This window comes from Pantoea sp. SJZ147 (assembly GCF_007828605.1).
GTDB lineage: Bacteria > Pseudomonadota > Gammaproteobacteria > Enterobacterales > Enterobacteriaceae > Pantoea > Pantoea allii.
On record NZ_VIVB01000019.1, the window covers coordinates 34,876 to 59,990 of the forward strand.

General features: G+C 50.0%; 26 protein-coding genes and 1 pseudogene. All 27 read left to right on the forward strand.

What is annotated here, in order from left to right; genetic code table 11:
- Positions 1–128: 128 nt before the first annotated feature.
- A complete protein-coding gene (locus FBY13_RS22410) occupies positions 129–1,586 on the forward strand; it encodes a glycosyltransferase family 2 protein (RefSeq protein WP_145395188.1) in 1,458 nt (485 codons plus the stop codon).
- Between the two features lie 6 nt (positions 1,587–1,592).
- The gene (locus FBY13_RS22415) at positions 1,593–2,105 is read left to right on the forward strand and encodes an HNH endonuclease signature motif containing protein (RefSeq protein WP_145395189.1); all 513 of its coding nucleotides are present in this window, start codon (positions 1,593–1,595) and stop codon (positions 2,103–2,105) included.
- The gene (locus tag FBY13_RS22420; protein WP_145395190.1) at positions 2,086–2,718 is read left to right on the forward strand and encodes a hypothetical protein; all 633 of its coding nucleotides are present in this window, start codon (positions 2,086–2,088) and stop codon (positions 2,716–2,718) included. The genes FBY13_RS22415 and FBY13_RS22420 overlap by 20 nt, the downstream gene beginning before the upstream one ends.
- Entirely contained in the window at positions 2,672–3,022 is a 351-nt protein-coding gene (locus FBY13_RS22425) for an HNH endonuclease (protein WP_145395191.1), read from the forward strand. Before FBY13_RS22420 ends, FBY13_RS22425 begins: the two co-directional genes overlap by 47 nt.
- A 200-nt stretch (positions 3,023–3,222) precedes the next feature.
- The gene (locus tag FBY13_RS22430) at positions 3,223–3,696 is read left to right on the forward strand and encodes a phage terminase small subunit P27 family (protein ID WP_014593381.1); all 474 of its coding nucleotides are present in this window, start codon (positions 3,223–3,225) and stop codon (positions 3,694–3,696) included.
- A gap of 3 nt (positions 3,697–3,699) precedes the next feature.
- Positions 3,700–5,430: a terminase large subunit gene (locus FBY13_RS22435; protein ID WP_145395192.1), complete on the forward strand. Its 1,731-nt coding sequence runs from the start codon at positions 3,700–3,702 to the stop codon at positions 5,428–5,430.
- Positions 5,430–6,734, forward strand: coding sequence for a phage portal protein (locus tag FBY13_RS22440; RefSeq protein WP_145395193.1), 1,305 nt, complete (start codon positions 5,430–5,432; stop codon positions 6,732–6,734). The genes FBY13_RS22435 and FBY13_RS22440 overlap by 1 nt, the downstream gene beginning before the upstream one ends.
- A gap of 11 nt (positions 6,735–6,745) precedes the next feature.
- Positions 6,746–7,594, forward strand: a complete 849-nt coding sequence (locus FBY13_RS22445) for a head maturation protease, ClpP-related (protein ID WP_145395194.1) — start codon at positions 6,746–6,748, stop codon at positions 7,592–7,594.
- Between the two features lie 9 nt (positions 7,595–7,603).
- Positions 7,604–8,818, forward strand: coding sequence for a phage major capsid protein (locus FBY13_RS22450; RefSeq protein ID WP_145395195.1), 1,215 nt, complete (start codon positions 7,604–7,606; stop codon positions 8,816–8,818).
- Between the two features lie 44 nt (positions 8,819–8,862).
- Positions 8,863–9,189 carry a head-tail connector protein gene (locus FBY13_RS22455; protein ID WP_145395196.1) on the forward strand — a complete coding sequence of 109 codons (327 nt, stop codon included), beginning with the start codon at positions 8,863–8,865 and terminating at the stop codon, positions 9,187–9,189.
- Positions 9,186–9,521 carry a head-tail adaptor protein gene (locus FBY13_RS22460; RefSeq protein ID WP_145395197.1) on the forward strand — a complete coding sequence of 112 codons (336 nt, stop codon included), beginning with the start codon at positions 9,186–9,188 and terminating at the stop codon, positions 9,519–9,521. The genes FBY13_RS22455 and FBY13_RS22460 overlap by 4 nt, the downstream gene beginning before the upstream one ends.
- A complete protein-coding gene (locus tag FBY13_RS22465) occupies positions 9,514–9,897 on the forward strand; it encodes a hypothetical protein (protein WP_145395208.1) in 384 nt (127 codons plus the stop codon). Before FBY13_RS22460 ends, FBY13_RS22465 begins: the two co-directional genes overlap by 8 nt.
- A gap of 11 nt (positions 9,898–9,908) precedes the next feature.
- Positions 9,909–10,301, forward strand: a complete 393-nt coding sequence (locus tag FBY13_RS22470) for an HK97-gp10 family putative phage morphogenesis protein (protein WP_217267990.1) — start codon at positions 9,909–9,911, stop codon at positions 10,299–10,301.
- Positions 10,302–10,332: 31 nt separating this feature from the next.
- Positions 10,333–10,788, forward strand: a complete 456-nt coding sequence (locus tag FBY13_RS22475; protein WP_015700599.1) for a major tail shaft subunit — start codon at positions 10,333–10,335, stop codon at positions 10,786–10,788.
- A gap of 56 nt (positions 10,789–10,844) precedes the next feature.
- Positions 10,845–11,210: a phage tail protein gene (locus tag FBY13_RS22480; protein ID WP_145395198.1), complete on the forward strand. Its 366-nt coding sequence runs from the start codon at positions 10,845–10,847 to the stop codon at positions 11,208–11,210.
- A 250-nt stretch (positions 11,211–11,460) separates the two neighbouring features.
- A complete protein-coding gene (locus FBY13_RS22485; protein ID WP_145395199.1) occupies positions 11,461–14,799 on the forward strand; it encodes a phage tail tape measure protein in 3,339 nt (1,112 codons plus the stop codon).
- 5 nt (positions 14,800–14,804) lie between these two features.
- Positions 14,805–15,146, forward strand: a complete 342-nt coding sequence (locus FBY13_RS22490) for a phage tail protein (protein ID WP_145395200.1) — start codon at positions 14,805–14,807, stop codon at positions 15,144–15,146.
- Positions 15,147–15,240: 94 nt separating this feature from the next.
- Entirely contained in the window at positions 15,241–15,756 is a 516-nt protein-coding gene (locus FBY13_RS22495; protein ID WP_145395201.1) for a hypothetical protein, read from the forward strand.
- A gap of 54 nt (positions 15,757–15,810) precedes the next feature.
- A complete protein-coding gene (locus FBY13_RS22500) occupies positions 15,811–16,548 on the forward strand; it encodes a phage minor tail protein L (RefSeq protein WP_145395202.1) in 738 nt (245 codons plus the stop codon).
- A gap of 2 nt (positions 16,549–16,550) precedes the next feature.
- Positions 16,551–17,270 carry a C40 family peptidase gene (locus FBY13_RS22505; protein WP_145395209.1) on the forward strand — a complete coding sequence of 240 codons (720 nt, stop codon included), beginning with the start codon at positions 16,551–16,553 and terminating at the stop codon, positions 17,268–17,270.
- Positions 17,263–17,880 (forward strand): tail assembly protein, encoded by a 618-nt coding sequence (locus FBY13_RS22510; protein WP_145395203.1) that lies wholly within the window; start codon positions 17,263–17,265, stop codon positions 17,878–17,880. The genes FBY13_RS22505 and FBY13_RS22510 overlap by 8 nt, the downstream gene beginning before the upstream one ends.
- 52 nt (positions 17,881–17,932) lie before the next feature.
- Positions 17,933–21,157 (forward strand): host specificity protein J, encoded by a 3,225-nt coding sequence (locus tag FBY13_RS22515; protein WP_145395204.1) that lies wholly within the window; start codon positions 17,933–17,935, stop codon positions 21,155–21,157.
- Positions 21,158–21,459: 302 nt separating this feature from the next.
- On the forward strand, positions 21,460–22,134 hold the full coding sequence (locus FBY13_RS22520; RefSeq protein WP_145395205.1) for a hypothetical protein: 675 nt from the start codon (positions 21,460–21,462) through the stop codon (positions 22,132–22,134).
- Positions 22,135–22,220: 86 nt separating this feature from the next.
- Positions 22,221–22,445, forward strand: a complete 225-nt coding sequence (locus FBY13_RS22525; RefSeq protein ID WP_145395206.1) for a cor protein — start codon at positions 22,221–22,223, stop codon at positions 22,443–22,445.
- A 63-nt stretch (positions 22,446–22,508) separates the two neighbouring features.
- Complete coding sequence (locus FBY13_RS23515; RefSeq protein ID WP_186440847.1) at positions 22,509–23,813, forward strand: tail fiber domain-containing protein; 1,305 nt, start codon at positions 22,509–22,511, stop codon at positions 23,811–23,813.
- A gap of 212 nt (positions 23,814–24,025) precedes the next feature.
- Positions 24,026–24,265 (forward strand): DNA polymerase V, encoded by a 240-nt coding sequence (locus tag FBY13_RS22535; protein WP_145395207.1) that lies wholly within the window; start codon positions 24,026–24,028, stop codon positions 24,263–24,265.
- Positions 24,265–25,020: pseudogene (gene umuC, locus FBY13_RS22540) on the forward strand (translesion error-prone DNA polymerase V subunit UmuC); the annotation flags it as partial. The gene FBY13_RS22535 and the pseudogene umuC, both read left to right, overlap by 1 nt.
- Positions 25,021–25,115: the final 95 nt, after the last annotated feature.

The following is a 25,115-nucleotide window of genomic DNA, read 5'->3' on the forward strand; positions in this document are numbered from 1 at the left end:
CGGTTTTTTATTTTGTACTGAAAACTGCATTCGCTGAGTTCAATTTTCAGCATAAACACAATGAATCATCGGCTGGTGGTATCACCATTGCTGAGGGTTATACCTATCTGACCAGCAGGAAACTCTGAATGGACGTCGTGATTGATGGAATTGCCTATGCGCCAATGACTGAGCGGGCATCAAATATAGGTATTGCTATCAGCACACACAACCGCCATGACGTTTTATCCCGCGCCCTTGATCATCAGCTTAGGTTTCTTCCTGCTGGTGCGCTGGTGGTCGTGATTGATGATGGCTCAAGCGCTCCGGTAACTTTTCCTGCTGGTATCAGGGTTATTCGTCGTGACGTGTCACGCGGCATAGTGGCATCAAAGAACGCCAGTTTACAGGTGCTGATTGATGCGGGATGTGAACATCTTTTCCTTTGGGATGATGACGCATGGCCTGTAGCTGTTGGATGGGAACAGCCTTACATCGATTCACCAGAACCGCATCTGGCATATCAGTTTCAGGACTTCGCGACAGGCCAAAAGCTTAACGACATATCTGTGCTTTACCGTGACGATAAGCACGTTGCCTACACAGGCCAGCGCGGAGTGATGCTTTACTACCATCGTAGCGTGATTGAAAAGGTGGGTGGCTTTGACCCCATCTATCAGCGCGGTATGTACGAGCACTCAGATTTAGCATTACGCATTCACAATACTGGGTTAACGTCCTGGGCGTTCGCTGATGTTGTCGGTTCTGAAAAACTTATTTACTCGCTTGATGAGCATCAGGCCGTTGAGCGTTCTGTACCAAAGCCAGACCGTGAAGCACAGGTTAAGCGCAATGTGACTATCCACAATGAGCGCCGTAACAGTTGCTACACCGGATATGCTGAGTACCGAGACAAACGCAATGTGGTTATCACCACGTTACTTACCAGCCAGCCAGACCCTCAGCGCGGCGCTAAGATAACACCATCGCCTGACCTGCTGGATAAGTGGGCGTCATCGCTCAGTGGTTGTGGCCGCATTGTCCTGGCTGATGAGCTTGACACTGCTCCGGCTGACATTGAGTTATTTCGTGTGCCTGATGTGAAGATGAACGTCTACTTCCGGCGATGGCTGCATATCTGGCAGCACTTACGCGATCACCCTGAATATCATTTTGTCTGGTGTACCGATGGCACAGATGTAGAAATGCTTCAGCAGCCGTGGCAGGAAATGGAATCGGGCAAGATTTACGTTGGCTCTGAACCCAAGACCTACGCCGATCCCTGGGCTAAAAAGTCTCATCCCGAAGCTATCTATCAGGCATTCATTGATGAGCATCGCAACGATGTGATGCTTAACGCTGGCCTGCTGGGTGGTGCCCGCGATGATGTGATGGCAATAGCGCATGGCATTGTCCGTCTGTACTACCACATTGAATCGTTGCGTTTCTGGGATAAAGAGCAGTCAGCGGAATCTGTCGGTGACATGATTTGTTTTGGAATAGTAGTTAATCGATTTAAAGATAGGGTGATTACCGGTCCAAGGATCAATACCGTTTTTAAAACTGACGGCATTGGTAGTGAGTTTGCTTGGTTTAAACATAAGTAGTCAAATATGACCAAAACCAGAACTTTCATTGAAAGATTCTGGGAGAAAGTTGTTATGGCTGAACCTCATGAGTGCTGGATATGGACCGCGGCTAAGCGGAAAAGTCGGGCTGGCGGTGGAAAGTTTTTGTTTTATGGTCATCTAAAAACCGGCGCAAAGCCGGGGGAAACCAGTAAAATGATACTTGCGCACCGCGCCTCATGGGAAATGCACAACGGCCCGATCCCAGAGGGATATTTAATTGACCACACCTGCCATAACACACTTTGCGTCAACCCTGCACACCTCCGCGTAGTAACCCCAAAGCAAAATGCTGAAAACAGAAATAGGCATTCCAATGCCTCATCTGGTTATCGTGGCGTAACGTGGAATAAGGACATGCGTAAATGGTGTGCTCACTATAAAGAGCATGGGAAAAGTCATCATATTGGCTACTTCGAATGTAGGCATGAAGCAGCTGAGGCAGCGCGGCAGGCTCGCAATAAGGTTTTCACACACAATGACGCAGACAGATATTAAGTTTGTCGTTGTCGGCCATCACATGCGCCGTCATCAGGCAGAACAGTTGGCGTGGTCGCTGCGTGCCCACCTAATGATTGATGAAGGCCATCACGGCGCAAACTGGAATCACCACCGTGCTATTGAGTGGGCCAGCCAGCAGAATTGCCGCGTAGTGATACTGGAAGACGATGCGCTGCTGGTTGATGGCTTCACCGAAAAGGTAGCAGCCTGGCTTGATCGATTCCCTGATGATTTGCTGTCTTTCTATTTAGGCACCGGCAGGCCTCCGCAATACCAGCACGAGGTTGCTACGAAGCTTATCGAAAGTGACCAGCGCCAGACAGACTACATCATCATGAGCAGGCTAATACACGGCGTCTGTTACAGCATACCGCAACATCGTATCAGTGATGTGCTGACTAAGTGGGACAGCGCAAAGCCAGCAGACTACGCCGTTGGTGATGCCTTTGGCGGCTACGTTATCTATCCATGCTATTCACTTGTTGACCATGCAGACTCGGACACCGTTGAGCAGCACCCGGACAATGAGCAACGCACACAGCGCCGCAGGGCGTGGAGGCTTGATGCCAGCACTGATACCAAGAGCATGCAGGAAGCGCGGCTGTGCTAAGACCACAACTGACCGCTCAGGTTACTGTGAGGCTCACCGCAATCATGGTTGGGAGCAACATCAGCAGGGACAGAGCAGGCATGAGCGTGGCTATGGCAGCAAGTGGGATGTGATAAGAGCTCGCATCTTGCAGCGTGATCGGCATCTCTGCCAGAACTGCCTGAGAAGCGGAAGGCCAACAGCAGCCAAGACCGTTGACCACATCGTACCCAAAGCACATGGGGGCACCGATGATGACATCAACCTTGAGGCCCTGTGCTGGCCCTGCCACCGCAGCAAAACCGCAAAAGAAAGACTGAAATGAGAATCAATATCATCAAAGTGGTTTCAAATGTAACTATCTCACCTCAAATGAGAGCCATTATCATTTGTCAGGGGGAGGGCGGGTCGAAAGTTCACCCCTCTCGCCTTTAAGGACCGCCGCCTAACCTTTTTTCGCATCGCCGCAGGTTAGAAAACTTTTTTTGGGGTGACCCAACCAGTGATTAATAGGAGTTTTCGATTATGCCAGGACCGCCGAAAACCCCGACACATCTGGCTTTGGTGAAGGGGAACCCATCAAAACGCGCTATAAACAAAAACGAGCCAAAACCTAAGTCTGGGGTGCCCCCAATTCCAAAGCATCTGGATAAGATGGGGAAGTACTGGTTCAAGCGAATTGGCGAAGAGCTTGATGCCGTTGGTGTCATGACCACGCTCGACGGTAAAGCCCTTGAGCTGCTGATTGAGGCCTACACCGAGTACCGTCAACACTGCGATGTTCTGGCTGAAGAGGGCTACACCTATAAGACGGTGTCAGCAACAGGCGAGGATATTGTTAAAGCTCATCCGGCAGCAGTAATGAAGTCCGATGCGTGGAAGCGCATTCGGGCGATGCTCACTGAATTTGGCATGACACCGGCCAGCCGTTCTAAGGTTGGCGCTAAGGGCCCTGCTGAAGCCGATCCCCTTGAAGAGTTTCTTAAAAAGCGCAAATGATGAATGGCAACTGTTCAGGCTGGTATTCAGTACGCCGAGCGCGTGCTGTCTGGCGAGATCGTTGCTGGCGAACTGGTGCGCCTGGCGTGTCAGCGTTTTCTCAATGATTTAGAGCATGGGCCGGAACGCGGTATCTACTTCAGCGAGGACCGCGCTCAGCATATTCTCGACTTTTATAATTTTGTTCCTCATGTCAAAGGCGCTCTTGCAGGTAAGCCGATAGAGCTGATGCCCTGGCATATTTTCATCCTTATCAATTTGTATGGCTTTGTCATCCCTCTGATCGATGAGGTGACGGGCGGGCACGTTTTTGATGAAGATGGCGATGTGATTATGGTTCGCCGTTTTCGCACTGCTTACAACGAAGTGGCCCGTAAAAACGCCAAATCAACCCTTTCTTCAGGGGTTGGTCTTTATATGACCGGGGCTGACGGGGAAGGAGGCGCAGAGGTTTATTCTGCGGCCACTACCCGCGATCAGGCTCGCATCGTTTTTGACGATGCCAAAAACATGATTAAGAAAGCGCCCCGGACGCTGGGTCGGCTGTTCGGTCATGTGAAGCTGAATATTCATCAGGAGCGCTCAGCTTCCAAGTTTGAACCCCTTTCGAGCGATGCCAACAACCTTGACGGCCTCAATATTCACTGCGGAATTGTTGATGAGCTTCATGCTCACCGGACCCGCGATGTCTGGGACGTACTGGAAACGGCGACTGGCGCACGTCTTCAGTCGCTGCTGTTTGCCATTACTACAGCAGGGACCAACAAAGAGGGCATCTGTTTTGAGCAGCGTGATTACGCAATAAAGGTATTACGCGGTGTGGTTGATGATGACACCTATTTTGCCGTCATTTACACCCTTGATGAGCAAGACGACCCGTTTGATGAGGCGAACTGGCCTAAAGCTAATCCCGGGCTGGGTATATGTAAGCGCTGGGACGACATGCGCCGCCTTGCCAAAAAGGCAAAAGAGCAGGTTGCCGCCCGTCCAAACTTTTTCACCAAACACCTTAACATCTGGGTTACGGCTGAAAGCGCCTGGATGGACATGGATCGCTGGTCAAAAATGCCGAAGCTCGGCGCTGATGAAGACCGTAAAACGTGGCCGATGTGGGTGGGCGTTGACCTCGCCAATAAGATTGATATCTGCGCAGCGGTTAAAACCTGGCGTGACCCATCCGGTGAAACTCACATGCAGTCACGTTTCTGGATACCGGAGGGAAGGCTTGAAACCGCACCTGCTCACATTGCGGAGCTTTACAGAAAGTGGTCTGCAGCCGGTTATCTTGAGCTGACCGATGGTGACGTTATAGACCACGCCATGATCAAGGCGGACATAGTTAAGTGGGTCCAGGGGGAAAATATTAAGGAGATTGCTTTCGATCCCTGGAGTGCCGTTCAGTTCAGTCTGTCCCTTGCTGAAGAGGGTTTACCGCTGGTTGAGGTAGCTCAGACGGTAAAAAACTTATCAGAATCAATGAAATCTGTTCAGGCAGAAATTTACGGCAATAAATTCCACCATGACGAAAATCCTGTCATGACCTGGATGATGTCAAACGTCACGGTTAAGCCTGACAAAAACGACAACATTTTCCCAAACAAGTCCACGCCTGAAAACAAGATTGACGGGCCGGTCGCGCTGTTCACTGCCAAAAGCCGAATGCTGGTAAATGGTGGTGAGGATGCGCAGGACCTGAGTGGATTCTTCGAAAACCCGATAATGATAGGCGTCTGATGAAAAAACAAAAGCAGCCTGGCAAGGTTAAATCAGCCTTGCTGAACTGGTTAGGCGTACCGATTGAATTAACAACGGGTACTTTCTGGCAGGAATGGATGGGGATGAGCAGCAGTGGCAAGGTTGTCTCAGCCGATAAAGCTATCCAGCTTTCTGCCGTATGGGCATGTGTCCGGTTGTTAAGTGAATCGGTCTCGACACTGCCATTAAAAATCTATCAGCGTCAGGCTGATGGTTCACGCAAGCCAGCAACGCAACATCCTGCTTATCAGGTTCTTTGTCGCCGCCCTAATCTTGAGATGACGCCATCGCGGTTTATGTTGATGCTTGTTGCCAGCATCTGTCTTCGTGGTAACGGTTTTGTCGAAAAAAAAATGATCGGCAATAAGCTCGTTTCGCTGGTTCCACTCCTCCCACAAAACATGGTTGTTAAGCGGCTTGATGATGGTTCTCTACAGTACACTTACACGGAGTCATCCTCACAACGCGTGATACCCGTGAAAAACATCATGCATATTCGTGGGTTCGGGCTTGATGGTGTCTGCGGGATGATGCCGATGATGGCTGGTCGTGATGTCATCGGCGCTGCAATGGCCGTAGAAGAGTCAGCTGCAAAAATTTTTGAAAATGGCCTTCAGAGTTCAGGGTTTCTCTCAGCTGAAACCGCCCTTGATAAAGATCAGCGTGAAAGGCTGCGTGGCTATATGCAGGCATTCACCGGTTCCCGGAACGCCGGGAAAATCATGGTTCTTGAAGGCGGGCTTAAATACCAGAATGTGACAATGAATCCCGAAGCGGCTCAAATGCTTGAGTCCAGGGCTTTCAGTATCGAAGAAATATGTCGCTGGTTCAGGGTTCCCCCTTTCATGGTGGGCCATGCAGACAAGCAAAGCAGCTGGGCTTCAAGTGTTGAAGGTATGAATCTTCAGTTCCTGACAAATACGCTCAGGCCACTTCTCGTAAATATTGAGCAGGAAATTTCACGATGTTTGCTTGATGGTGATGAAGAGTTATTTGCGGAGTTCTCTGTTGAAGGGTTACTGCGTGCAGACAGTGCCGGACGTTCTGCCTACTACACAACAGCGCTTCAGAACGGATGGATGTCACGTAATGATGTTCGTCGCCTGGAGAATATGCCGCCGATTGAAGGGGGTGAGATTTACACCGTACAGCTGAATCTCACGCCACTGGAAGACCTGAAGCAAAACAGCCAGGCAGCTCAGGCCGCTAACCTTCTGAAAATACACAACTACGTTTTCCCGGATATTCCTTTCGAACAATCCCCGCTCAAGAAAGCGGCTTAGGAGCTACCCAAATGACACTGAAAAGCCTTCCGGCTGCGCCGGCAGGACGGCCTTCTGCGCTCTCAAATCGCGATTTGCCGTCTGCTGCTATGGAACGCTGGAACGGCGGTATCAAAGCCGCTAAGCCAGATGAAAACAGCATTTCCGTGTTTGACGTGATTGGTGCTGACTACTGGGGCGATGGAGTGACTGCCAGCCGTATAGCGGGCGCACTGCGTTCAATGAATGGGTCTGACGTCACCGTGAACATCAATTCACCTGGCGGTGACATGTTTGAAGGACTCGCCATCTACAACCTTCTGCGTGAGTACGAAGGGAAAGTGACCGTAAAGGTCCTTGGTCTGGCGGCTTCAGCGGCCTCAATTATTGCGATGGCTGGCGATGATATCCAGATAGGTCGTGGTGCATTCCTGATGATCCATAACTGCTGGGTCTATGCGATGGGTAATCGTCATGACCTTTCTCAGATAGCAGCGGATATGGAGCCATTCGATAAAGCAATGGGTGATATCTACTCCTATCGCTCAGGCCTCAGCGCTGAAGATATTGCTGAAATGATGGACGGTGAGACCTATATCGGCGGCAGTGATGCTGTTGATAAAGGTTTCGCTGACCGTCTCCTGTCTGCCGACGAAATATCCGATGACGATGACAGTCCGGCAGCTGCATTGCGTAAGCTCGACGCTCTGTTAGCCAAGGCAGAAACGCCACGTTCAGAGCGGCGAAAACTTCTCAAAGCTTTATCAGGCAGCACGCCGGGCGCTGCTGCCAGTCCAGAGGGTACGCCGAGCGCTACCGATGAAGTAAACCCCGAAAATCTCAAACAACTCCAAGACGCCCTGGCGGCGTTCGGCAAATAAGGAATTACCATGTCAGAAGTAAATGAAATCCTGAAAAAAGTTACTGCAAGCATTGAGGAGGCCAATGGCAAATTCAGTGCTAAAGCGGAAGAGGCGCTGAAAGAGGCAAAAAAATCAGGAACCCTTTCTGAAGAGACAAAAGCGGCAGTTGATAAAATGGCTTCGGAATTTAATGCGCTCCGTGAAGCTGAAAAAACTCTGAAAGCTGCTCTGGGTGACCTGGAGCAGCATGTCGCTAACATGCCTCTGCAAAATGCAGTGAAGGTCGCGCAGTCTGCAGGCCATGTTGTCATTTCAAGCGAAGCACTCAAAATGTTTGCTTCCAGCGTTGAATCAGGAAAGCGACTGAGTATTCCCGTCAACTCAGCGCTGACTTCACCAGACCTGCCGGATCGTGTTGTGGAACCACAGCGACTGCCCGGTATCGATACAGCGCCTAAGCAGCGACTTTTTATTCGCGATCTTATTGCGCCGGGTCGTACTGGTTCGCCCGCAATTTTCTGGGTTCAGCAAACCGGCTTTACTAACGCTGCCAAAGTGGTGCCAGAAGGTGAGAAAAAGCCTTACAGCGACATCAAGTTTGAAACCAAAATCACGCCTGTCACAACCATTGCGCACATGTTCAAAGCGTCGAAACAGATTCTCGATGACTTTGCGCAACTTCAGTCAACCATTGATGCAGAGATGCGTTACGGTCTGAAGTACGTTGAAGAGCAGGAGATTCTTTTTGGCGACGGCAGCGGTGCTCACCTGAAAGGCATCGTTCCGCAGGCATCCAAGTTTGATCCTGCCTTTAAGGTCGCTCAGCAGAGCGGTATCGATGATTTACGCCTGGCTATGCTGCAGGCTCAGTTGGCTCGTTTCCCAGCATCAGGTCACGTTCTGCACTTTATTGATTGGGCAAAGATCGAACTGACCAAAGACAGCCTGGGCCGCTATATCCTGGCTAACCCTTCTGCTTTGACCGGACCGACCCTTTGGGGACTGCCGGTAGTGGCGACTGAAGAAGGTAAATTCGTTGGCAAGTTCCTGACAGGTGCATTCAATGTGGCCGCTCAGCTCTTTGACCGTGAAGATTCTAACGTTGTTATCTCCACCGAAAACGGCACTGACTTCGAAGAGAACATGATCTCAATTCGCTGCGAAGAGCGACTTGCGCTTGCTGTTAAGCGTCCTGAAGCGTTCGTTTTTGGCAACTTCAGCGGTGCCGAAAGCGGTTCGTAACCATCAGCGGCCTCCGGGCCGCTTTTTCTCTCGGGATTCTCATCATGATTATCAATCTTGAAACGGTGAGAGAGCATTGCCGTATTGATGCTGACGATACCAGCGAAGATTCGTTGTTAACCATCTACATTGGTGCAGCAAAGCGACACATTGAAAAATGGACGCGCCGAAATCTCTATGAAACCAACGCTGATAGTGGGTTTGAAACAGACGAGGATCGTCTGCTGCTTGATGATGATATCCGTCTGGTCATATTGCTTCTGGTCGGTCACTGGTATGCAAATCGCGAAGCGGTCAGTGAACAAAAAACCAGTGAAATGCCTCTGGCCGTTGATGCGCTTCTTCAGCCTTACAGGGTTTATGGTCTATGACAGCCCTGGCTGCTGGCGAGCTTGATAAACGCATCAGGGTACAGCGCACTGAACCAGAACGCGGGCCGCTTGGTGAAGTATTGCCGGGTCAGGTTGTTATCAGTTCTCCCTTTATCTGGGCTAAAGCTGAAAATATTTCAAACCGCAAAATACGCAGCCTGGATCAGCAACAGATTGTTGAGACATGGCAATTCACTATCCGTCCGCGTATCGATGTTCAGACGGACTGGAAAATAAGCTGGGGAATTGAGGTTTATACAATCAGAGCCGTTGATCGCAGCAGGCGTGATCGTGCCGTCATCACTGCTGAAAGGGATGTTCGTCATGATTGAGTCAGGTATTTATAAAGCCCTTCAGGCCCTGTCCGGGCTGCAAGTTTACCCATTAGTCATTCCTGATACTGAGCAGGAAGGGATTACTTATCAGCGCATTTCTGACCCCGAGATTGAAAATGGTCTTGTCAGAACGTCGCTGGTGGCGGGGCGCTTCCAGATTTCCTTTGTCAAAGTCTCTGACTATTCGGGTCTGCTGGCTCTGGATAATCAACTCTGGCAGATGTGGAAGAGCATCAGGCATGGTGATATTGGCGGCTATCCGGTTCAGTACGTTGAGCGCGGTTCTTTGCAACAGGATAAGTTCACGTTGTCCAACAACGCAGTGCAGTACCGCCTGAGCAGAGATTTTATTATCTATTTCAGTGAGGTGTGAATGTGCTGAGTATGCAGGTTACAGGGCTTGATGAGCTTGAACGTCAGCTTATTGCCCTGGGTGAAAAAGCCGGTACAAAAGTATTGCGTGACGCTGGCCGCGCTGCCCTTGAAATCGTTGAGCAGGACATGAAAGAGCACGCAGGTTACGACGAGTCCGCAAAGGGCCCGCACATGCGTGACTCCATCAAAATCCGTTCCACAACCCGCACCAAAGGCAATGCAGTCGTCGTGCTTCGTGTCGGACCCAGTAAGCAGCACTTCATTAAAGCGCTGGCTCAGGAATTCGGCACAGTAAAACAGGTTCCTTCACCCTTTATCCGTCCGGCGTTGGACTACAACAAATCCCGCGTCCTCAGAATCCTCGCGGTTGAAATACGGGACCGCATTCAAAACAACGGGTAGCAGCCGCTACCACTTCAAAAGAGAGAAAATCATGGCTGATAATAAAACTTCGCCAGAATACGCGATGCTGCCTGCTGGCACCGTGGTTATGTGGGGCGCGGCTGGCGCGGCTGTTTCCGCAATGAAACCGCTGATTAACTGTAAAGCGCTCGGTGCAACCGGTCAGACGGGCGGTTTCGTTGACTGCACCACGCTTATTGATACGAGCAAGCAGTTTATCTCTGACCTGCCCGAGGGTCCTGAAAAGTCACTCGGCTTTGTGGACGACCCGTCTAACACCGATTTTGCGGCCTTCCTTAATGCTGCGCAAAACCGTCAGACGGTTCAGTTCTACGTTGAGCTGCCGAACGGTCGCACCGCCAACATGGTTCTGGCGCTGTCTGGCTGGCAGATGAATGAAATCACCGCACCTGCCAGTGAAGTCATTCAGATCACCGTTCAGGGCAAGCAAAACAATATCCAGTGGGGCGTTGCTTCCGGCTCTTAATTCTTAAACAGCGCCGCTGTCATGGCGGCTTTAACCACTAAGCAGGTAGAAATCTGATGTCAGATAATTTCGATATTTCAAAACTCAAATCGCTTTTGTTGCAGCCGAAAAACACCGCCGTAAAAACAGAAATGTTTGGTACCCCTGTTTATATCCGCCGTCGCACCGCTGGCGAGCTTATCAGCTATGAAGAGGCGCTTGATAAGGCGCAGGAAAGCGGCAACGTCCGTTCTATCTCAGAAATGAGTGTTCAGCTTGTCATCGACAGCCTGGTGAATGCTGACGGCTCAGCCATTCCCGCTGAGATGCTGCCAACGGCGGCTGAGCTGATTGATTCGCATGACAATCCAGCCCTGATGGAAGCGATTGAGCGCGTCAAAACGCACGCTATCGGCAAGCTGGAAGAAGCGGAAAAAAACTAACGGGCTCGCCGTGGCTCCAGCTTATTTTCTGGCTGGCTGACAGGTGGGGCGAACCTGACCCCTCCGTCATAGCGGCGCTGCCCTGTGACGTGCTGAACCACTGGCGGGCTTACTTCCTTCAACAGGGGATTCTGAAACAGCCCGGCCCTGAAAACTCTTCTTCTGTCAAAACTCCGCATCACCCGGCAGGTAACGTAACTGCGCCTGACGTCAGTCAGCAGTGTGATGCTGTCATGAGGGCGTTAATGTAATGGCTGATGTCGCTTCCCTTGCCGTAGGGCTTCACCTCAACGCGGCTAACTTTAAAACGCAGCTCATCGGGGCGTATGGCGATGCTAACAAACAGTCCCGTCAGTTCAACCGACAGGCGCAGGATGATGCCAAAAAGACTGAAGAGGCCTACAGGCGCGTAACATCCACGGTCAGCGGTCTGGCAGGTCGCATCGCCGGGCTGGCTGGTGTGGGATTGTCGCTTGGTGCGATTATCCAGACCTCGCGCCAGTACTCACAGGCACTGTCTGACCTGTCATCAATTACCGGCGCAACGGGGGACAAACTTCGCGCTCTCGATCAGGCTGCTCAGCAGATGGGCCGATCTACTGAATACAGCGCGAGTCAGGCCGTTGAAGCGCTAAAGCTGATGGCTTCGGCTAAGCCTGAACTGCTTGAGACGGCTGACGGGCTGCAAAAGGCGACAAACAGCGCGCTTCTTCTGGCTCAGGCTGGCGGCAGCACGCTGCCAGATGCAACGCGCACACTGGCACTGTCACTTAACCAGTTCGGCGCGGGCGCTGAGCAGGCGGACCGTTATATTAACGTTCTGGCTGCAGGTGCCAAATTCGGCGCGTCTGAAATCAACGACACCGCCGCCGCGATTAAAAATGGCGGTGTGGCCGCAGCACAGGCCGGAATCGGTTTTGAAACGCTTAATGCTGCGATTCAGGTGCTGGCATCGCGTGAAATTAAAGGCGGTGAGGCGGGTACCGCACTGCGTAACATTATCCTCAGTCTCGAAAAAGGCACGGATAAAACGCTCAAACCGTCTGTCGTCGGGCTGAGCAAAGCGCTTGAAAATCTTGCAGGAAAAAACCTTTCGACGGCGCAGGCGGTTAAACTTTTTGGCGTTGAAAACCTCAACTCTGCTTCAATACTGACCAGTAACCGCAGCAAGCTGGATGAACTGACAAAGTCTCTTACCGGCACTCAGACAGCCCACGAACAGGCAGCAGTCAGGGTCAATAACCTGAACGGCGATCTGATGGGGCTGACAAGTGCCTTCGAAGGCCTGATCATTAAGGTCGGTCAGTCTGGTAATGGTCCACTGCGTTCCGGCGTTCAGAGCATTACGGAATCCGTCAACGCCCTGGCTGATAACTTCAATACTGTTGCCTCAGTCGCGCTCTATACGCTGATTCCGGTCCTGTCTACCAAACTGACTGCCGGGCTCAGGGAAAGCGTGACCTCCTGGGCTGCTAATGAAATGGCAGTCAGAAGAAATGCATTACAGCAGGCCGAAATTGCTAAGCAGACCATTGCAGCGGCACAGGCCACGCGTTTACAGGCTCAGGAAGAGGCCCGTTACCTTGGCACGCGCACAGCGGCAAACGCTGCAGCGGGCATCAATGTCGGGTACCAGAAAGAACAGGTCGCGCTAAGTCGCACGATCAGAGAGTCGAGAATTGCTGAAACGGCGGCTACTGAGCGGCTTGTGGCGGCGAATTCACAGCTTTCCCTTGGTGCGCGGGCGGCATCAGTCGCTTCAGGGCTGGCGAGGGGGGCTTTCTCACTCATTGGTGGCCCGGTGGGTGCGGCGATGCTGGCCGGTTCTGCGTTACTTTATTTTCATGAGCAGGCGAAGCAGGCCCGTCAGTCAGCGCTTGATTTGAAAGGTGCGGTCATTGAAACAACGGCTGCGCTGATGCAGTTATCTGACAAGCAGCTATCGGTTAAACAGCTTGATTTGCAGGACCAGTATGAAAATCAGGTCACTCAGCGAAATCAGCTGATTAAAGAAATTCAGGATGCTGACAGTCGCATCGACAGTCTGAAAGGTTTTGACCCGTTCGGGCAGTTATCAGGCGTTGAAAAAGGAAAAACACGCGCAGAAGCCGACCTTGAGTCGGTTAATACTGGTCTGAAAACGCTCAAAGACAACATGGAAAATGTCGATAAAGCGCGTTTTCTGGTTAAAACGGGCATAGCTGATTCTGCAAAAAATCTTAAAAGTGACATTCAGGCAGCAACGGCAGCGGCGGCGGATGCCGGAAAAGTACAGTCACCCTGGAGCGGTGAAGACCCGGCAAAAGTAGACAAAAAGGCTGCGCAGGCGCTTAAACAGTTTCAGTCACTCCGTAATGAAATTGAACAGGCGCATGCATCCAGCCTGGAAAAAATCAACCTTCAGGAAAAGGTTTCGCAGGAAAAAATCCTCAAAGATGCCAAAGCTGCTGGCGTAAGTCAGATCGAGGTGCAGAGGGTGCTGACGCTAAACGCGACAAACTATCAGCGCCAGCGTCAGGAACTGGCTGAGCAGTATTCCCCGGCAAGGGCGGTAATGCGTCAGGAGTCAGAGGCCAGCCGTGACCTTAAGCAGCTTTACGCAGCCCGCCTGATTACTGAACAGGAGTATCAGTCAGCACGTATCACGCTTGCAAACGACTCCGCGCAAAAGCTTATTCAGGCACAGGCCAACCGCACGGCAGCGCCGAAGCTGAACATAGCGGGTGAGGTTGACCCGGTCGCTCAGCTTCAGAATCAGTTAGTGCAGCAGCAGAGCCTTTACGATGCCTACTATGCCAACGGCAAAATTAATAAGGAAACCTATGAAGCGCTTATGCAGAAATCCAGCCAGGATTCAGCGGATGCACAGTATCAGGCAGCGCTGAATCTTTACTCGGGACAAAGCAGGCTTCATAAAGGCTATATCAGCCTGATCGATGCCGTACGTGAGAGAACCACAAATTCCCTTACCGGGCTGCTGACCGGAACGCAGAGCTTCAAAGAGAGCCTTTCAAACCTGTTTGCCTCGCTGGCGCAAAGCGTGATTCAGAGCCTGGTCGATATGGCCACACAGGCAATTCTGACTAAAACCATTCTCTCCTCGTTTATGAGCTTTGGCGGTGGTGCTTCAGTGGCGGGTTCCGCCGCATCTGCAGCTTCTTCAGGCGCTATGGGGTTGAGCACAAGTTATCAGGGATTTGATAGCGGCGGTTTTACTGGCGTTGGTGCAAAGAATGATCCGGCAGGTGTTGTTCATAAGGGTGAGTTTGTTTTCACCAAAGAGGCTACAGAGCGCATAGGCGTATCAAATCTTTACAGCATGATGCGCGGTTATGCAGAAGGTGGGCTGGTTGCTCCGCCAACTGAGCGACCTGTATCGGTTGATTCTGCACGTCCCGGTGCGGTAGGTAATACGGTTATTCAGGTTGATGCGCCAGTAACTATCGTACAGGAAAACAGCTCAGGTGATTCCTCCGCTGCAGGTACTTCTGCTGCTGCATCTCAGCTTAAATCGATAGTGCAGACCACTATCACGGAACGCCTGCGGAAAGAAATTTCACCCGGAGGCCTCCTCTATAACGGACGATAGCGATAATGGCAACAGACACTTTTACCTGGGAAGTCAGGCTGCAAGCGAGCGAGCAGATTAGCGTAGCGACCAATTCAGCGCAGTTCGGGGATGGTTATAAGCAAGTATCTGGGCGCGGCATTAATGATGTTGCTGAAAGTTGGTCACTGACATGCAATGGCAGGAAGGCTGTCATAGTGGAGGTTAGAGCATTTCTCAAAACACACGTTGCTAGTTCATTCTGGTGGACTAATCCCTGGGGTGAGAAAAAGCTGTTCAGGGTTAAAGCTGATTCAGTAAACCCTAAGTTCATAAACGGAGATTTTGTAGAAATTACTTTTACTTTTGAACAAGCATTTGGTCCATAACTTGATCATAAAGCGTCAAGAGATGAATTTCTTACTTCCCATTGAATTATAGAGGCTTTAGGATTATGTCCATCTTTAACTTTGGGATAGGGATATGAAAAAAATATTCGTCTTTTTTATGCTTATTACTTTTTCGCATTTAGCATTATCAGCGGAGTGGTCTACATCTTTCAGTAGTGACGAAATGCGCGGTACCGCGCAAAAATTCATTCAAACTGAATCAAATAACTCAGTAGACTTTGACTTTCCCTATAATGGTGGTTCGAAGATGGGCCTTATGCTCCGTTCTAAAAAGTCTCAAATAAAGGACGGGCAGAAAGCTGAAGATTTACCGCTATCAGAAGCAATATTGGTAATAAGCAAAGGCCAGTTTTTGTGCAGTTCATACGGCGATTGTCATGTTTCAGTAAAATTCGACGACGGTAAAATTCAAAAATTCGCCATGTCTCCTGCATCCGGTGGGAGATCTGACGTTATTTTCTTTGAAGACTCAAAATCCTTTATAAAGGGTATTAAATCACACAAAAAACTAATTATTGAAGCTGATTTTTATCAAGCAGGCCCCAAGCAATTCAAATTTGATTTAGTTGGAGCTGAAAAGGATAAATAAATTGTCAATTATCTAAGGAAACCCACTTCGGTGGGTTTTTTTTATGGGTGAAAAATGAGTTTTAATCAGGATGTACAGGCGCTTGAGCCTGGCAGTCTGGTGCAGTTGATTGAAATTGACGGCACTGAATTCGGGCTTGATACCGTTCTTCGCTTTCATGCCTACAACATAGCCGCTGAGGGCTGGAAATCCTTTGCGGCTGAAAATCTGCCTTCCATTATCTGGCAGGGGAATGAGTATGATCCTCATCCTTACGAGCTGACTGGCGTTGAAATGACAAGTTCAGGGACGCAGCCTACTCCAAAGCTTTCTGTGGGTAACGTGGGTAATTATGTTACCGCTCTTTGCCTTCAGTTTGATGACCTCGTTAAAGCCAAAGTCAAAATACATACCACGATGCTGAAGTATCTGGATGCGGACAACTGGACAGCAGGCAACCCAAACGCGAATCCACAGGAAGAGCGTCTTCAGCTTTTTTATGTCAATGCAAAAACGGCAGAAACCCGCGTCCAGGTGGATTTTGAACTGTGCTCGCCATTTGATATTCAGAGCCTCCAGTTGCCATCACGCCAGATAACGCCGGTCTGTACATGGTGCATGCGAGGCTGGTACCGCACAGGAACCGGCTGCGATTATGCCGGAAACCGTTATTTTGCAAAGGATGGCTCCCCGACTTCCGACCCGGCAAAAGATGTGTGTGGCGGTCGCCTGGCTGACTGCAAGGCCAGATTTGGCGACACTGAGCCGCTTCCTTTTGGTGGATTCCCTGCAGCTAACCTTCAGGGTAGATAATGATGCGCGAAAAAATCATGGCTGCAATCACAGAGCATGTGGCTGCAGAGTATCCGAAAGAAGCCTGTGGGCTGGTGGTTCAGGCTGGCAGGGCGCAGGTATATATTCCCTGCAAAAATATCTCAGAAAATCCAAATGAGCACTTTGCCATTTCGCCCACAGAAAAGCGTGCGGCAGAAAAGCAGGGGGCAATACTGATGGTCATTCACTCTCACCCTGACGTACCTCAACTCATTCCGTCTGAACGTGACCGGGTTCAGTGTGATTATTCAGGCGTGGAGTGGGGGATAATGTCCTGGCCTGATGGTGATTTCTGCACGATAAGCCCACGTGGCGATCGCGAACTTGTTGGCCGTAAGTGGGTATTGGGTTTTTCCGACTGCTGGACACTCATCATGGATTACTACCGTCAGGAGCATGGCATCACACTTAATAACTGGTCTGTGGATTACGAGTGGTGGGTTGATGGCAAAGAGAATCGCTACGACGAGAACTGGCAGGCTGAAGGTTTCATTGAGGTACCAAATGCAGAAATGCGTGAAGGCGATATGATCATGATGCGGATTCAGGCCCCGGTAACTAACCATGCCGCGATTTATCTTGGCGACAACCTCATTCTTCATCACAACTTGGGCAATTTATCAACACGTGTCCCTTATGGCGATTACTGGCGTAACCGTACCGTTCGTGTTGTGCGGCGAAAGGAGCTGGCAGATGCTTAAAACAATGCGATTGAAGGGTGTAATGGCAAAAAAGTTTGGGAAAATTCACCAGTTCCATGTTGCAGACCTGCGCGAGCTTATCCGCGCTATGTGTTCACAGGTGCCGGGGTTCAAAAAGTACGTATCTAACGCGCATCTTAATGGCATCAGGTTTGCGTTCTTCAGTGGCAAAGACAATATCTCACTTCAGGAGTTTGATATGTGTTCTGCGTCCCCAGAGTTTGAAATGGAGCCCATCATTGAAGGCTCTAAGCGAGGAGGAACCCTGCAGATCATCATCGGTGCTGTCGCATTGGTAGCCGCATTTTTCACAGCAGGTGCTTCATTTGCAGCCTTTGCGGGGATAAGTGCGGCCGCAGCAGCGGCAACCACGACAGCTCTGACAGGTCTTGGCATTAGTATGCTGTTAGGTGGCGTTGTTCAGATGTTGACGCCGCAGCCGAAATTCAACGTTGGCGCATCATCCAGTACTGACAACAAGCCTAACTATGCATTCGGTGCTCCGGTCAATACTGTAGCGATGGGCTATCCGGTTCCTGTTCTTTACGGGCTGCGAGAAATTGGCGGCGCAATTATCAGTGCCGGCAGCTTTACCAGCGATCAGCAATAAAATTTATTATTACCACAGGCCACTTTCGGGTGGCTTTTTTTATGGGTGAAATATGCGGCTTCTCGACGGTGTAACTATCCATGGTAACAAGGGCGGCGGCGGCAGTGCGCACACTCCGGTAGAACAGGCCGATGATCTGCTTTCTGTCGCAAAACTTAAAATGCTCCTGGCAATCTCTGAAGGTGAGATTCAGGGGGATTTAACCGCGCAGCAGATTTACCTGAATGACACTCAGCTTGCGAATGACGACGGTAGCTACAACTTTACAGGCGTTATCTGGGACTGGAGAAAAGGTACTCAGGACCAGACCTACATTCAGGGCATGCCAGAGGTCGATAATGAGCTTTCAGTTGGTGTCACTGTAACTCAGTCAGTTCCCTGGACCCGACAGTATAACAATCTGTCACTGGATGCTGTGCGTATCAAGCTCAGTCTTCCTGTGCAGTACCAGTATAAAGATAACGGTGACATGGTTGGAACCGTCACTCAGTACGCGATTGATCTTTCTACTGATGGCGGCGGATGGGTTCAGGTTGTTGATGGCCGGTTCAGCGGAAAAACGACATCTGAGTATCAGCGCGATCATCGCATTGATTTGCCAAGAGCAACAAGCGGCTGGTCAGTACGCGTTCGTCGTATTACTGCAGATTCAACATCTTCAAAGCTTTTGAATGCTTTCCGTGTGTTTTCATTTGCTGAAGTCATCGACAGCAAGCTTCGTTATCCTAATACCGCGCTGCTCTACATTGAAGTCGATGCGAGCCAGTTTAACGGGCAGGCACCCAAAGTGACCTGCAAGCCCAAAGGCAAGCTGGTACGTGTCCCTACAACCTATGATCCGGTAAGCCGCAGCTATAACGGCACGTGGGCGGGTGATTTTAAATACGCCTATACCAATAATCCCGCATGGATATTTTATGACCTGGTGCTTGATAAAGTTTACGGTATGGGAACGCGCATCGATGCTTCCATGATTGATAAGTGGGAGCTGTATAGCATCGCTCAGTACTGCGATCAGCCTGTGCCGAACGGCGCTGGTGGTACGGAACCTCGATTTACCTGTAACGTTTTTATCCAGAGTCAGCAGGATGCTTACACAGTCCTGAAAGACATTGCCGCGATTTTTCGTGGTATCACTTTCTGGGGTAACAGCCAGATTTTCGTCAATGCAGACGTGCCGCAGGTTGATTCAAACGGTAACGTCGATGTGGATTTTGTTTATCACGTCTCAAACGTGATTGACGGGCTTTTCACCTATGCGGGTGGAAGCTACAAAAACCGCTATTCATCCTGCCAGGTGAGCTGGTCAGATCCAATCAATCATTACTCGGATACGGTTGAAGGCGTCTACGATTCCGATCTGGTTCAGCGTTATGGTGTGCGCGAAATGAGCCTGACAGCGATTGGTTGTACTTCGCAAAGCGAGGCACACCGCCGTGGCCGCTGGGCTATTTTGTCAAATGCGAAAGACGGGACCGTTTCATTCGGCGTTGGCCTGGATGGTTATATTCCGGTGCCGGCTGAAATTATCGGTGTTGCCGATCCGTTCAGAAGTGGCAGGCAAAACGGCGGGCGGCTGAGTTCGGTTAACGGGCGAAGCTTCGGGCTGGACCGCACCATTGATTACACTGTTGGCGACAGGCTTGTGGTGAATCTGCCAGACGGAACTGCACAGACACGCACCATATCCGCCGTCAGTGCGGACAAAAAAACGGTAACAGTAGCAACTTCATTCAAAATGGACCCTGTTGCAGGTGCTGTCTGGGCAATTGACAGTGACAATCTGGCTATCCAGTACTTCCGCGTTACATCCATTTCCGGCAATGACGACGGCACATTTACTGTTGCGGGTGTCCAGCATGACCCTAACAAGTACCGTTATATTGATGATGGTGTTCGCATTGAAGCAGCACCTATCACGGTAACGCCTATTAACGTGCTTAAGGCTCCAGCCAACATAAAGTTGGAAGAAGTCAGCTACGTTGAGCAGGGTTTGTCTGTGGCTTCGATGCAGGCGATATGGGACAGGGTTGATGGTGCGATCAGTTATGTAGCTCAGTGGCGCAAGGATAAAGGCGACTGGGTCAACGTAAGCCAGACCAGCGCACAGAGCTTCAGCATCCGGGGTGTTTACAGTGGTGTTTATGATGTGCGTGTCAGGGCGGTGAATGCCGCTGAAGTCTCTTCACCCTGGGGATTTTCCGACAGCACGACAATCACAGGTAAGGCAGGCAAACCGGGGACACCAGTTAACCTTATGGCCACAGACAATGTGGTATGGGCTATTGATGTTACATGGAGTTTTCCTGACGGTTCAGGCGACACGGCTTACACCGAAATTCAGGTGGCAACGACCGCTGACGGCCAGAACCCTCAGTTCCTTGCTTACGTGCCCTATCCGGGCGTGAGCTATCAACACGGCCCGATGGCTGCTGGCGTTCGTCGCTGGTACCGTGCCCGGCTGGTGGACAAAATCGGCAATACCGGGGACTGGACAGGCTTCAAAGCGGGTATGTCCAACGTCAATGCTGATGACCTGATAGGTAGCGTCGTTGAAGAATACCTTCAGTCTGAAGACGGCAAGGCGCTGCTGACGCCGCTGATTACAGACCCGAGCGCACTGGCTGAAAGCATTCTCGCCAACTATGCCGATGTGGAACAGCAGTGGGCCAACTATGGAGAGAACCGTGCCGGAATTCTTGAGGCCCGAAAGGTTGCCGCTGACGCCCAGAGTTCAGTTGCAGAGCTGAACACTACCGTTACAGCCGGATTCAAATCCACTAATCAGGCTATCGCGGATAACTCCGCTGCCATTCAGCAGAAAATGACCGCTTATGCAGATGCAAATGGCGGAGCGGCCATTTACACGCTGAAGGCGGGTATCAGCTATGGTGGCGTAAACTATGACGCGGGTATGTCTGTTGCCGTTACTATCAACGGCTCTCAGGTCAACACGCGATTTGCAGTCAATGCTAACCAGTTCGTCGTTATCAATGGCAGCGGAAATAACGAGTATTCACCTTTCGTTATTAAAGACGGTCAGGTGCTAATCAGTCAGGCATTCATCGGTGAGGGCTGGATCACCAACGCCATGATCGGCGGGTATATTCAGTCGAACAACTACGTGGCCGGTTCTGTCGGTTGGAGAATGAGTAAAGACGGTAATTTCGAAAATAACGGCACTGATGGCAGTGGGCGCATGACGCAGACAAATACCGCAATAAGCGTTTATGACGCAAATGGCGTGCTTCGTGTGAAAATTGGGAAACTAAGTTAATGGCCTGGGGATTTGGTACATGGGATGCAGCCGGAAGAGATAATAACACTGGGCTGGTCAAGATAAACGCTGTAGGGACTATGAACTTTGATAGCAATTACACTGGAACACAGTCCTTTTATTTGCCTTCTGGCTACTCCCTGTCTTACCTGCACCAGGCTGGGGGTAATTACATCGGAAGAATGCGAATTACGATATCTGGTACCAGTGTGTCAATATCGAACGTTGCAAATGACGATTACTCTTCAGGAACTTTAGGTAAATATCAGATGAACTTTGTAGTTGTCTATGCGAGGTAGGTTATGTCGTTTGGACCGCTTCTGACCGATTCTCAGGGTGTGCCATTTTACATAGATGGCACAAGACCTTTAACTCTGGTCAATAAAGTTGTTTACAGCGTCCCATCACCTGGGGGGTTAAGATCAATAGATTTGTACCCGAATGACGGAGTGATGCGATTTGTTTTTATTCAGGATAACGCGGGTACAACGAGCAATTACTGTTCGTGGTTACAAATGGACAGCAACGTATGGCGTCTGTATATGAATTACCAGAGTGGAACATCAGTGACTGTTTTCATTTTTGGTTATGCAAACCAACCCGTCCCAGCGTGGGGGGTGGCGATTTGGGATGACCAGAATAATTGCATTCTAACCAACGAAAGCAAAGTTCTCAGGGATGTGACTTCATTAGGGGATCAGTCATCTGATACGAATTCGGGGTTTAGATACACTGGTACTTTGGACGGTAGTTGGGCGGTAGCTCCTTTCTGGAGTGGTTTATTTACTGGAGTTAATAACTCTACAGGTCAAGCAAGGCCAGTAACCGCAACATTTTATCTTGCCGCTCACTTCAATGGTTCTCAGACCTTCTTAAGGTCTGGCATTGGTCAGGGCTCAGTAGATGGCAATGTTTCAAATGCCAGTTATAGCAACTCACGATGTTTGCTGACTTGTATTAATGTTGATAGATATTGAAATTCGATCTTTTTGATTGATAAGATTAATTGATGTATATTTCAATTATGTGTAAAAGGATATTAAACATAAATAAGGGTTTCACCGTGAAAAAAATTGCTTTGTTAATTTTAGTTGTGCTGCTTTCAGGGTGCCAAACGTTACCTCCAGCTCAATGTACTGCAACAGCCAGCATCGGTGGTCAGGATACCACTGTTCAGATATACGGCGTCAGAAAGCAGGCCAACCAGACACAGTATTACGCCGGAAACCCATTCGGGTGGAAGTGGGTATCAAAAAACAATTTCACGCAGTCTACTTGCGAAAAATAAGCAACAAACCAATCACAAAGAACCCGGCCATTGAGCCGGGTTTTTTATTGCCCGGAGATCGTCATGTCAGCAGGTGCTATCGCTTTAACCAATAACTCAACCACTGTAAACGGGAGTGGTACCAGTTTCACATCGGAAATTAAAGCCGGTGATTTCGTTTATGTCACGGTAGGCGGCGCACCATACACGCTGGTGGCTGCTAGCATCACGTCAGACACCCAAATGACGCTTGCCGTAGCTTTCGACGGCCCGACAACAAGCGGATTAGCCTGGAATTCTGTACCGGCCTCTTTGCAGGTTGCTATTACCCAAAAAATCCTAAATGACTTTGCCAGTGTTGCGCGTGGCCGCATTCTGGACTTTCAGAACTGGCAGAAGATTTACAGTGACGCGCAGTCAGTTGATGTGATTCGCCCGGACAGGACCACCTTCACCGGCCCGTCATGGGGATACATGGCGAACCAGTACAAAAACAAGATGGATAAAAGCCAGAATCTGAACGACCTGGCAGATAAAGTTGCAGCATGGAATAACCTTGCACGATACGGAAGTGAAGCTAACACTGCCGCACAGGGTAATGATACGAGACTCAACACGCTCAATGGTAAGTCAGGCGGGACGGTAACTGGTGGTATTACTACAACGGGAGCTATTACGGGGCCATCTACAGGGGGCCTTGCTGTAGCGGCTGGTGAAAATAACCGCGTAGAGATTAATAACGTAGCATCAGGCGGTAGTACAGGAAATCCCGTTGGTTGGACAGTCTACCGATGGTATGACGAACTCGTACAAACTGGAATACGTCGCGCAGGCAATACCACCATTCAATCTTATTTTGTTGCTCTGCCTGCTGTGGGTTCATGGGAGTTCCTGCGGTCTGGCAATGCATCCGCTCCGGGGTCGTGGATTAATGGTTCAGATGAGCGTCATAAAACTAAAATCAAGACTGTCAGCGATCCTCTTGCAGCCGTTCTTTCGTGGCGAGGAACAACTTACGACAAAAAGGACGGAGTAAGAGAGGTCGGACTAATTGCTCAGGACGTGGAAAAGTGCTGTCCTGAGGCTATTACCAGTAATGGTGACAGAAAATTCATGGATGGCACCTTAATCCCTGATTTCAAATACCTCAACACTTCTGGCGCAGCTGCTGCCTACCATACCGAAGCAATCAAAACCATTTTCGAGATTCTTTACCAACTTGCAGAATCCCCCGAAGAGGCTGTTAAAACGCTTGAGGTTATCCGTAAGAGAGCGGAAGAAATCAAAAGCATAAGCATTGACCAGGAAGAACCTCGCAAGGAAAAGCCGCCTGTTTTCGATGTTCCTACCAATGAGGAACCAATAAATAACGAAGACGCAGGATCGTAAAAAAGCCCGGCGACCGGGCAATGACTCAGCCGCACCTGTCTTTGCAGGTTTACGGGATGGGTGATTAAAGCTTAGTCACCCGTCAAAGCCCCTTCAAAATAAAATTCCTTTCCCGCCAATGTCTTTACAAATCTCCTAATCGTAGCGGCTTGATCAATTCCGCATAATGATATTACTGTAATTATATACAGTAAAATTCGGAGGGTATAACAATGCCCCGTGACTATGAAATCATGATTGCCTTTCGTCAGGCTATTAAACGTGACACTGAAGGCCGCTACACACTCAGCACGCTCGACTTTGTACGAGAGCTTGATAGCCTCAACTGGCATTACACGCTTCGCGCCGCTAACAAGTGGATAGAGACGCACACAACCACCTTCCGCGACATCTCAACCACTGAGGGAGAGGAACGCGTGTTTCAGATTTTCAATCCTAATGGTGGGTTCTGATGTTTGCCCTGGTTGACGTTAATTCGTTTTACGCCAGCTGTGAGACAGTATTCAGGCCAGACCTGCGCGGAAAACCTGTAGTTGTTCTCAGTAATAACGATGGTTGTGTCATTGCCCGATCTGCAGAAGCCAAAGCGTTGCAGATACCTATGGGAGCGCCTTATTTCAAACTTAAGAATGATTTCAGGCGGCATAACGTTCAGGTCTTCAGCTCAAATTACGCGCTTTACGCCGATATGAGTAATCGCGTCATGACAACGCTGGAAGACATGGCTCCGGCAGTCGAAATATATTCAATCGATGAGGCTTTCATGTGCCTGGATGGCATGCTGCGTCTTACATCACTTGATGATCTTGGGCGTAAAGTGCGAGCTAGGATAAAAAAGGAAACCCACCTAACAGTCGGCGTTGGAATAGCGCAGACAAAAACCCTTGCGAAACTGGCTAACCATGCCGCAAAAAAGTGGAGTAAGACAGGCGGCGTTCTGGACTTGTCCAACATTGACCGGCAAAAAAAGTTGCTTGCCCTTGTTCCTGTAGAGGATGTGTGGGGCGTTGGGCGGCGCATCAGCAAAAAACTCAATGCCATGGGAATAACTACCGCTAGGGACCTCTCAGAACAAAGCACATACATTATCCGTAAGCATTTTAACGTTGTGCTTGAGCGGACTGTGAGGGAGTTGCGGGGGGAACCATGCTTAGAGCTTGAAGAGTTCGCGCCGACCAAACAGCAAATAGTGTGCTCACGTTCGTTTTGACCTGCTCCCCGTTGATTAATACACCGCGATGTTAGTAATGTCTTCATAAGCCACATGAGGACATTCCCATGAAGAAGCGTTTTTCCGACCAA

What these genes read in the sequence shown, in the direction of transcription:
- FBY13_RS22440 (WP_145395193.1), top strand. Translation starts at nt 5,430, where the DNA reads ATGAAAAAACAAAAGCAGCCTGGCAAGGTTAAATCAGCCTTGCTGAAC.
- FBY13_RS22490 (WP_145395200.1), top strand. Translation starts at nt 14,805, where the DNA reads ATGGCAACAGACACTTTTACCTGGGAAGTCAGGCTGCAAGCGAGCGAG.
- FBY13_RS22515 (WP_145395204.1), top strand. Translation starts at nt 17,933, where the DNA reads ATGCGGCTTCTCGACGGTGTAACTATCCATGGTAACAAGGGCGGCGGC.
- FBY13_RS22450 (WP_145395195.1), top strand. Translation starts at nt 7,604, where the DNA reads ATGTCAGAAGTAAATGAAATCCTGAAAAAAGTTACTGCAAGCATTGAG.
- FBY13_RS22500 (WP_145395202.1), top strand. Translation starts at nt 15,811, where the DNA reads ATGAGTTTTAATCAGGATGTACAGGCGCTTGAGCCTGGCAGTCTGGTG.
- FBY13_RS22410 (WP_145395188.1), top strand. Translation starts at nt 129, where the DNA reads ATGGACGTCGTGATTGATGGAATTGCCTATGCGCCAATGACTGAGCGG.
- FBY13_RS22445 (WP_145395194.1), top strand. Translation starts at nt 6,746, where the DNA reads ATGACACTGAAAAGCCTTCCGGCTGCGCCGGCAGGACGGCCTTCTGCG.
- FBY13_RS22470 (WP_217267990.1), top strand. Translation starts at nt 9,909, where the DNA reads ATGCAGGTTACAGGGCTTGATGAGCTTGAACGTCAGCTTATTGCCCTG.
- FBY13_RS22465 (WP_145395208.1), top strand. Translation starts at nt 9,514, where the DNA reads ATGATTGAGTCAGGTATTTATAAAGCCCTTCAGGCCCTGTCCGGGCTG.
- FBY13_RS22505 (WP_145395209.1), top strand. Translation starts at nt 16,551, where the DNA reads ATGCGCGAAAAAATCATGGCTGCAATCACAGAGCATGTGGCTGCAGAG.
- FBY13_RS22430 (WP_014593381.1), top strand. Translation starts at nt 3,223, where the DNA reads ATGCCAGGACCGCCGAAAACCCCGACACATCTGGCTTTGGTGAAGGGG.
- FBY13_RS22535 (WP_145395207.1), top strand. Translation starts at nt 24,026, where the DNA reads ATGCCCCGTGACTATGAAATCATGATTGCCTTTCGTCAGGCTATTAAA.
- FBY13_RS22495 (WP_145395201.1), top strand. Translation starts at nt 15,241, where the DNA reads ATGAAAAAAATATTCGTCTTTTTTATGCTTATTACTTTTTCGCATTTA.
- FBY13_RS22460 (WP_145395197.1), top strand. Translation starts at nt 9,186, where the DNA reads ATGACAGCCCTGGCTGCTGGCGAGCTTGATAAACGCATCAGGGTACAG.
- FBY13_RS22425 (WP_145395191.1), top strand. Translation starts at nt 2,672, where the DNA reads ATGCCAGCACTGATACCAAGAGCATGCAGGAAGCGCGGCTGTGCTAAG.
- FBY13_RS22420 (WP_145395190.1), top strand. Translation starts at nt 2,086, where the DNA reads ATGACGCAGACAGATATTAAGTTTGTCGTTGTCGGCCATCACATGCGC.
- FBY13_RS22510 (WP_145395203.1), top strand. Translation starts at nt 17,263, where the DNA reads ATGCTTAAAACAATGCGATTGAAGGGTGTAATGGCAAAAAAGTTTGGG.
- FBY13_RS23515 (WP_186440847.1), top strand. Translation starts at nt 22,509, where the DNA reads ATGTCAGCAGGTGCTATCGCTTTAACCAATAACTCAACCACTGTAAAC.
- FBY13_RS22455 (WP_145395196.1), top strand. Translation starts at nt 8,863, where the DNA reads ATGATTATCAATCTTGAAACGGTGAGAGAGCATTGCCGTATTGATGCT.
- FBY13_RS22415 (WP_145395189.1), top strand. Translation starts at nt 1,593, where the DNA reads ATGACCAAAACCAGAACTTTCATTGAAAGATTCTGGGAGAAAGTTGTT.
- FBY13_RS22520 (WP_145395205.1), top strand. Translation starts at nt 21,460, where the DNA reads ATGTCGTTTGGACCGCTTCTGACCGATTCTCAGGGTGTGCCATTTTAC.
- FBY13_RS22485 (WP_145395199.1), top strand. Translation starts at nt 11,461, where the DNA reads ATGGCTGATGTCGCTTCCCTTGCCGTAGGGCTTCACCTCAACGCGGCT.
- FBY13_RS22480 (WP_145395198.1), top strand. Translation starts at nt 10,845, where the DNA reads ATGTCAGATAATTTCGATATTTCAAAACTCAAATCGCTTTTGTTGCAG.
- FBY13_RS22475 (WP_015700599.1), top strand. Translation starts at nt 10,333, where the DNA reads ATGGCTGATAATAAAACTTCGCCAGAATACGCGATGCTGCCTGCTGGC.
- FBY13_RS22435 (WP_145395192.1), top strand. Translation starts at nt 3,700, where the DNA reads ATGGCAACTGTTCAGGCTGGTATTCAGTACGCCGAGCGCGTGCTGTCT.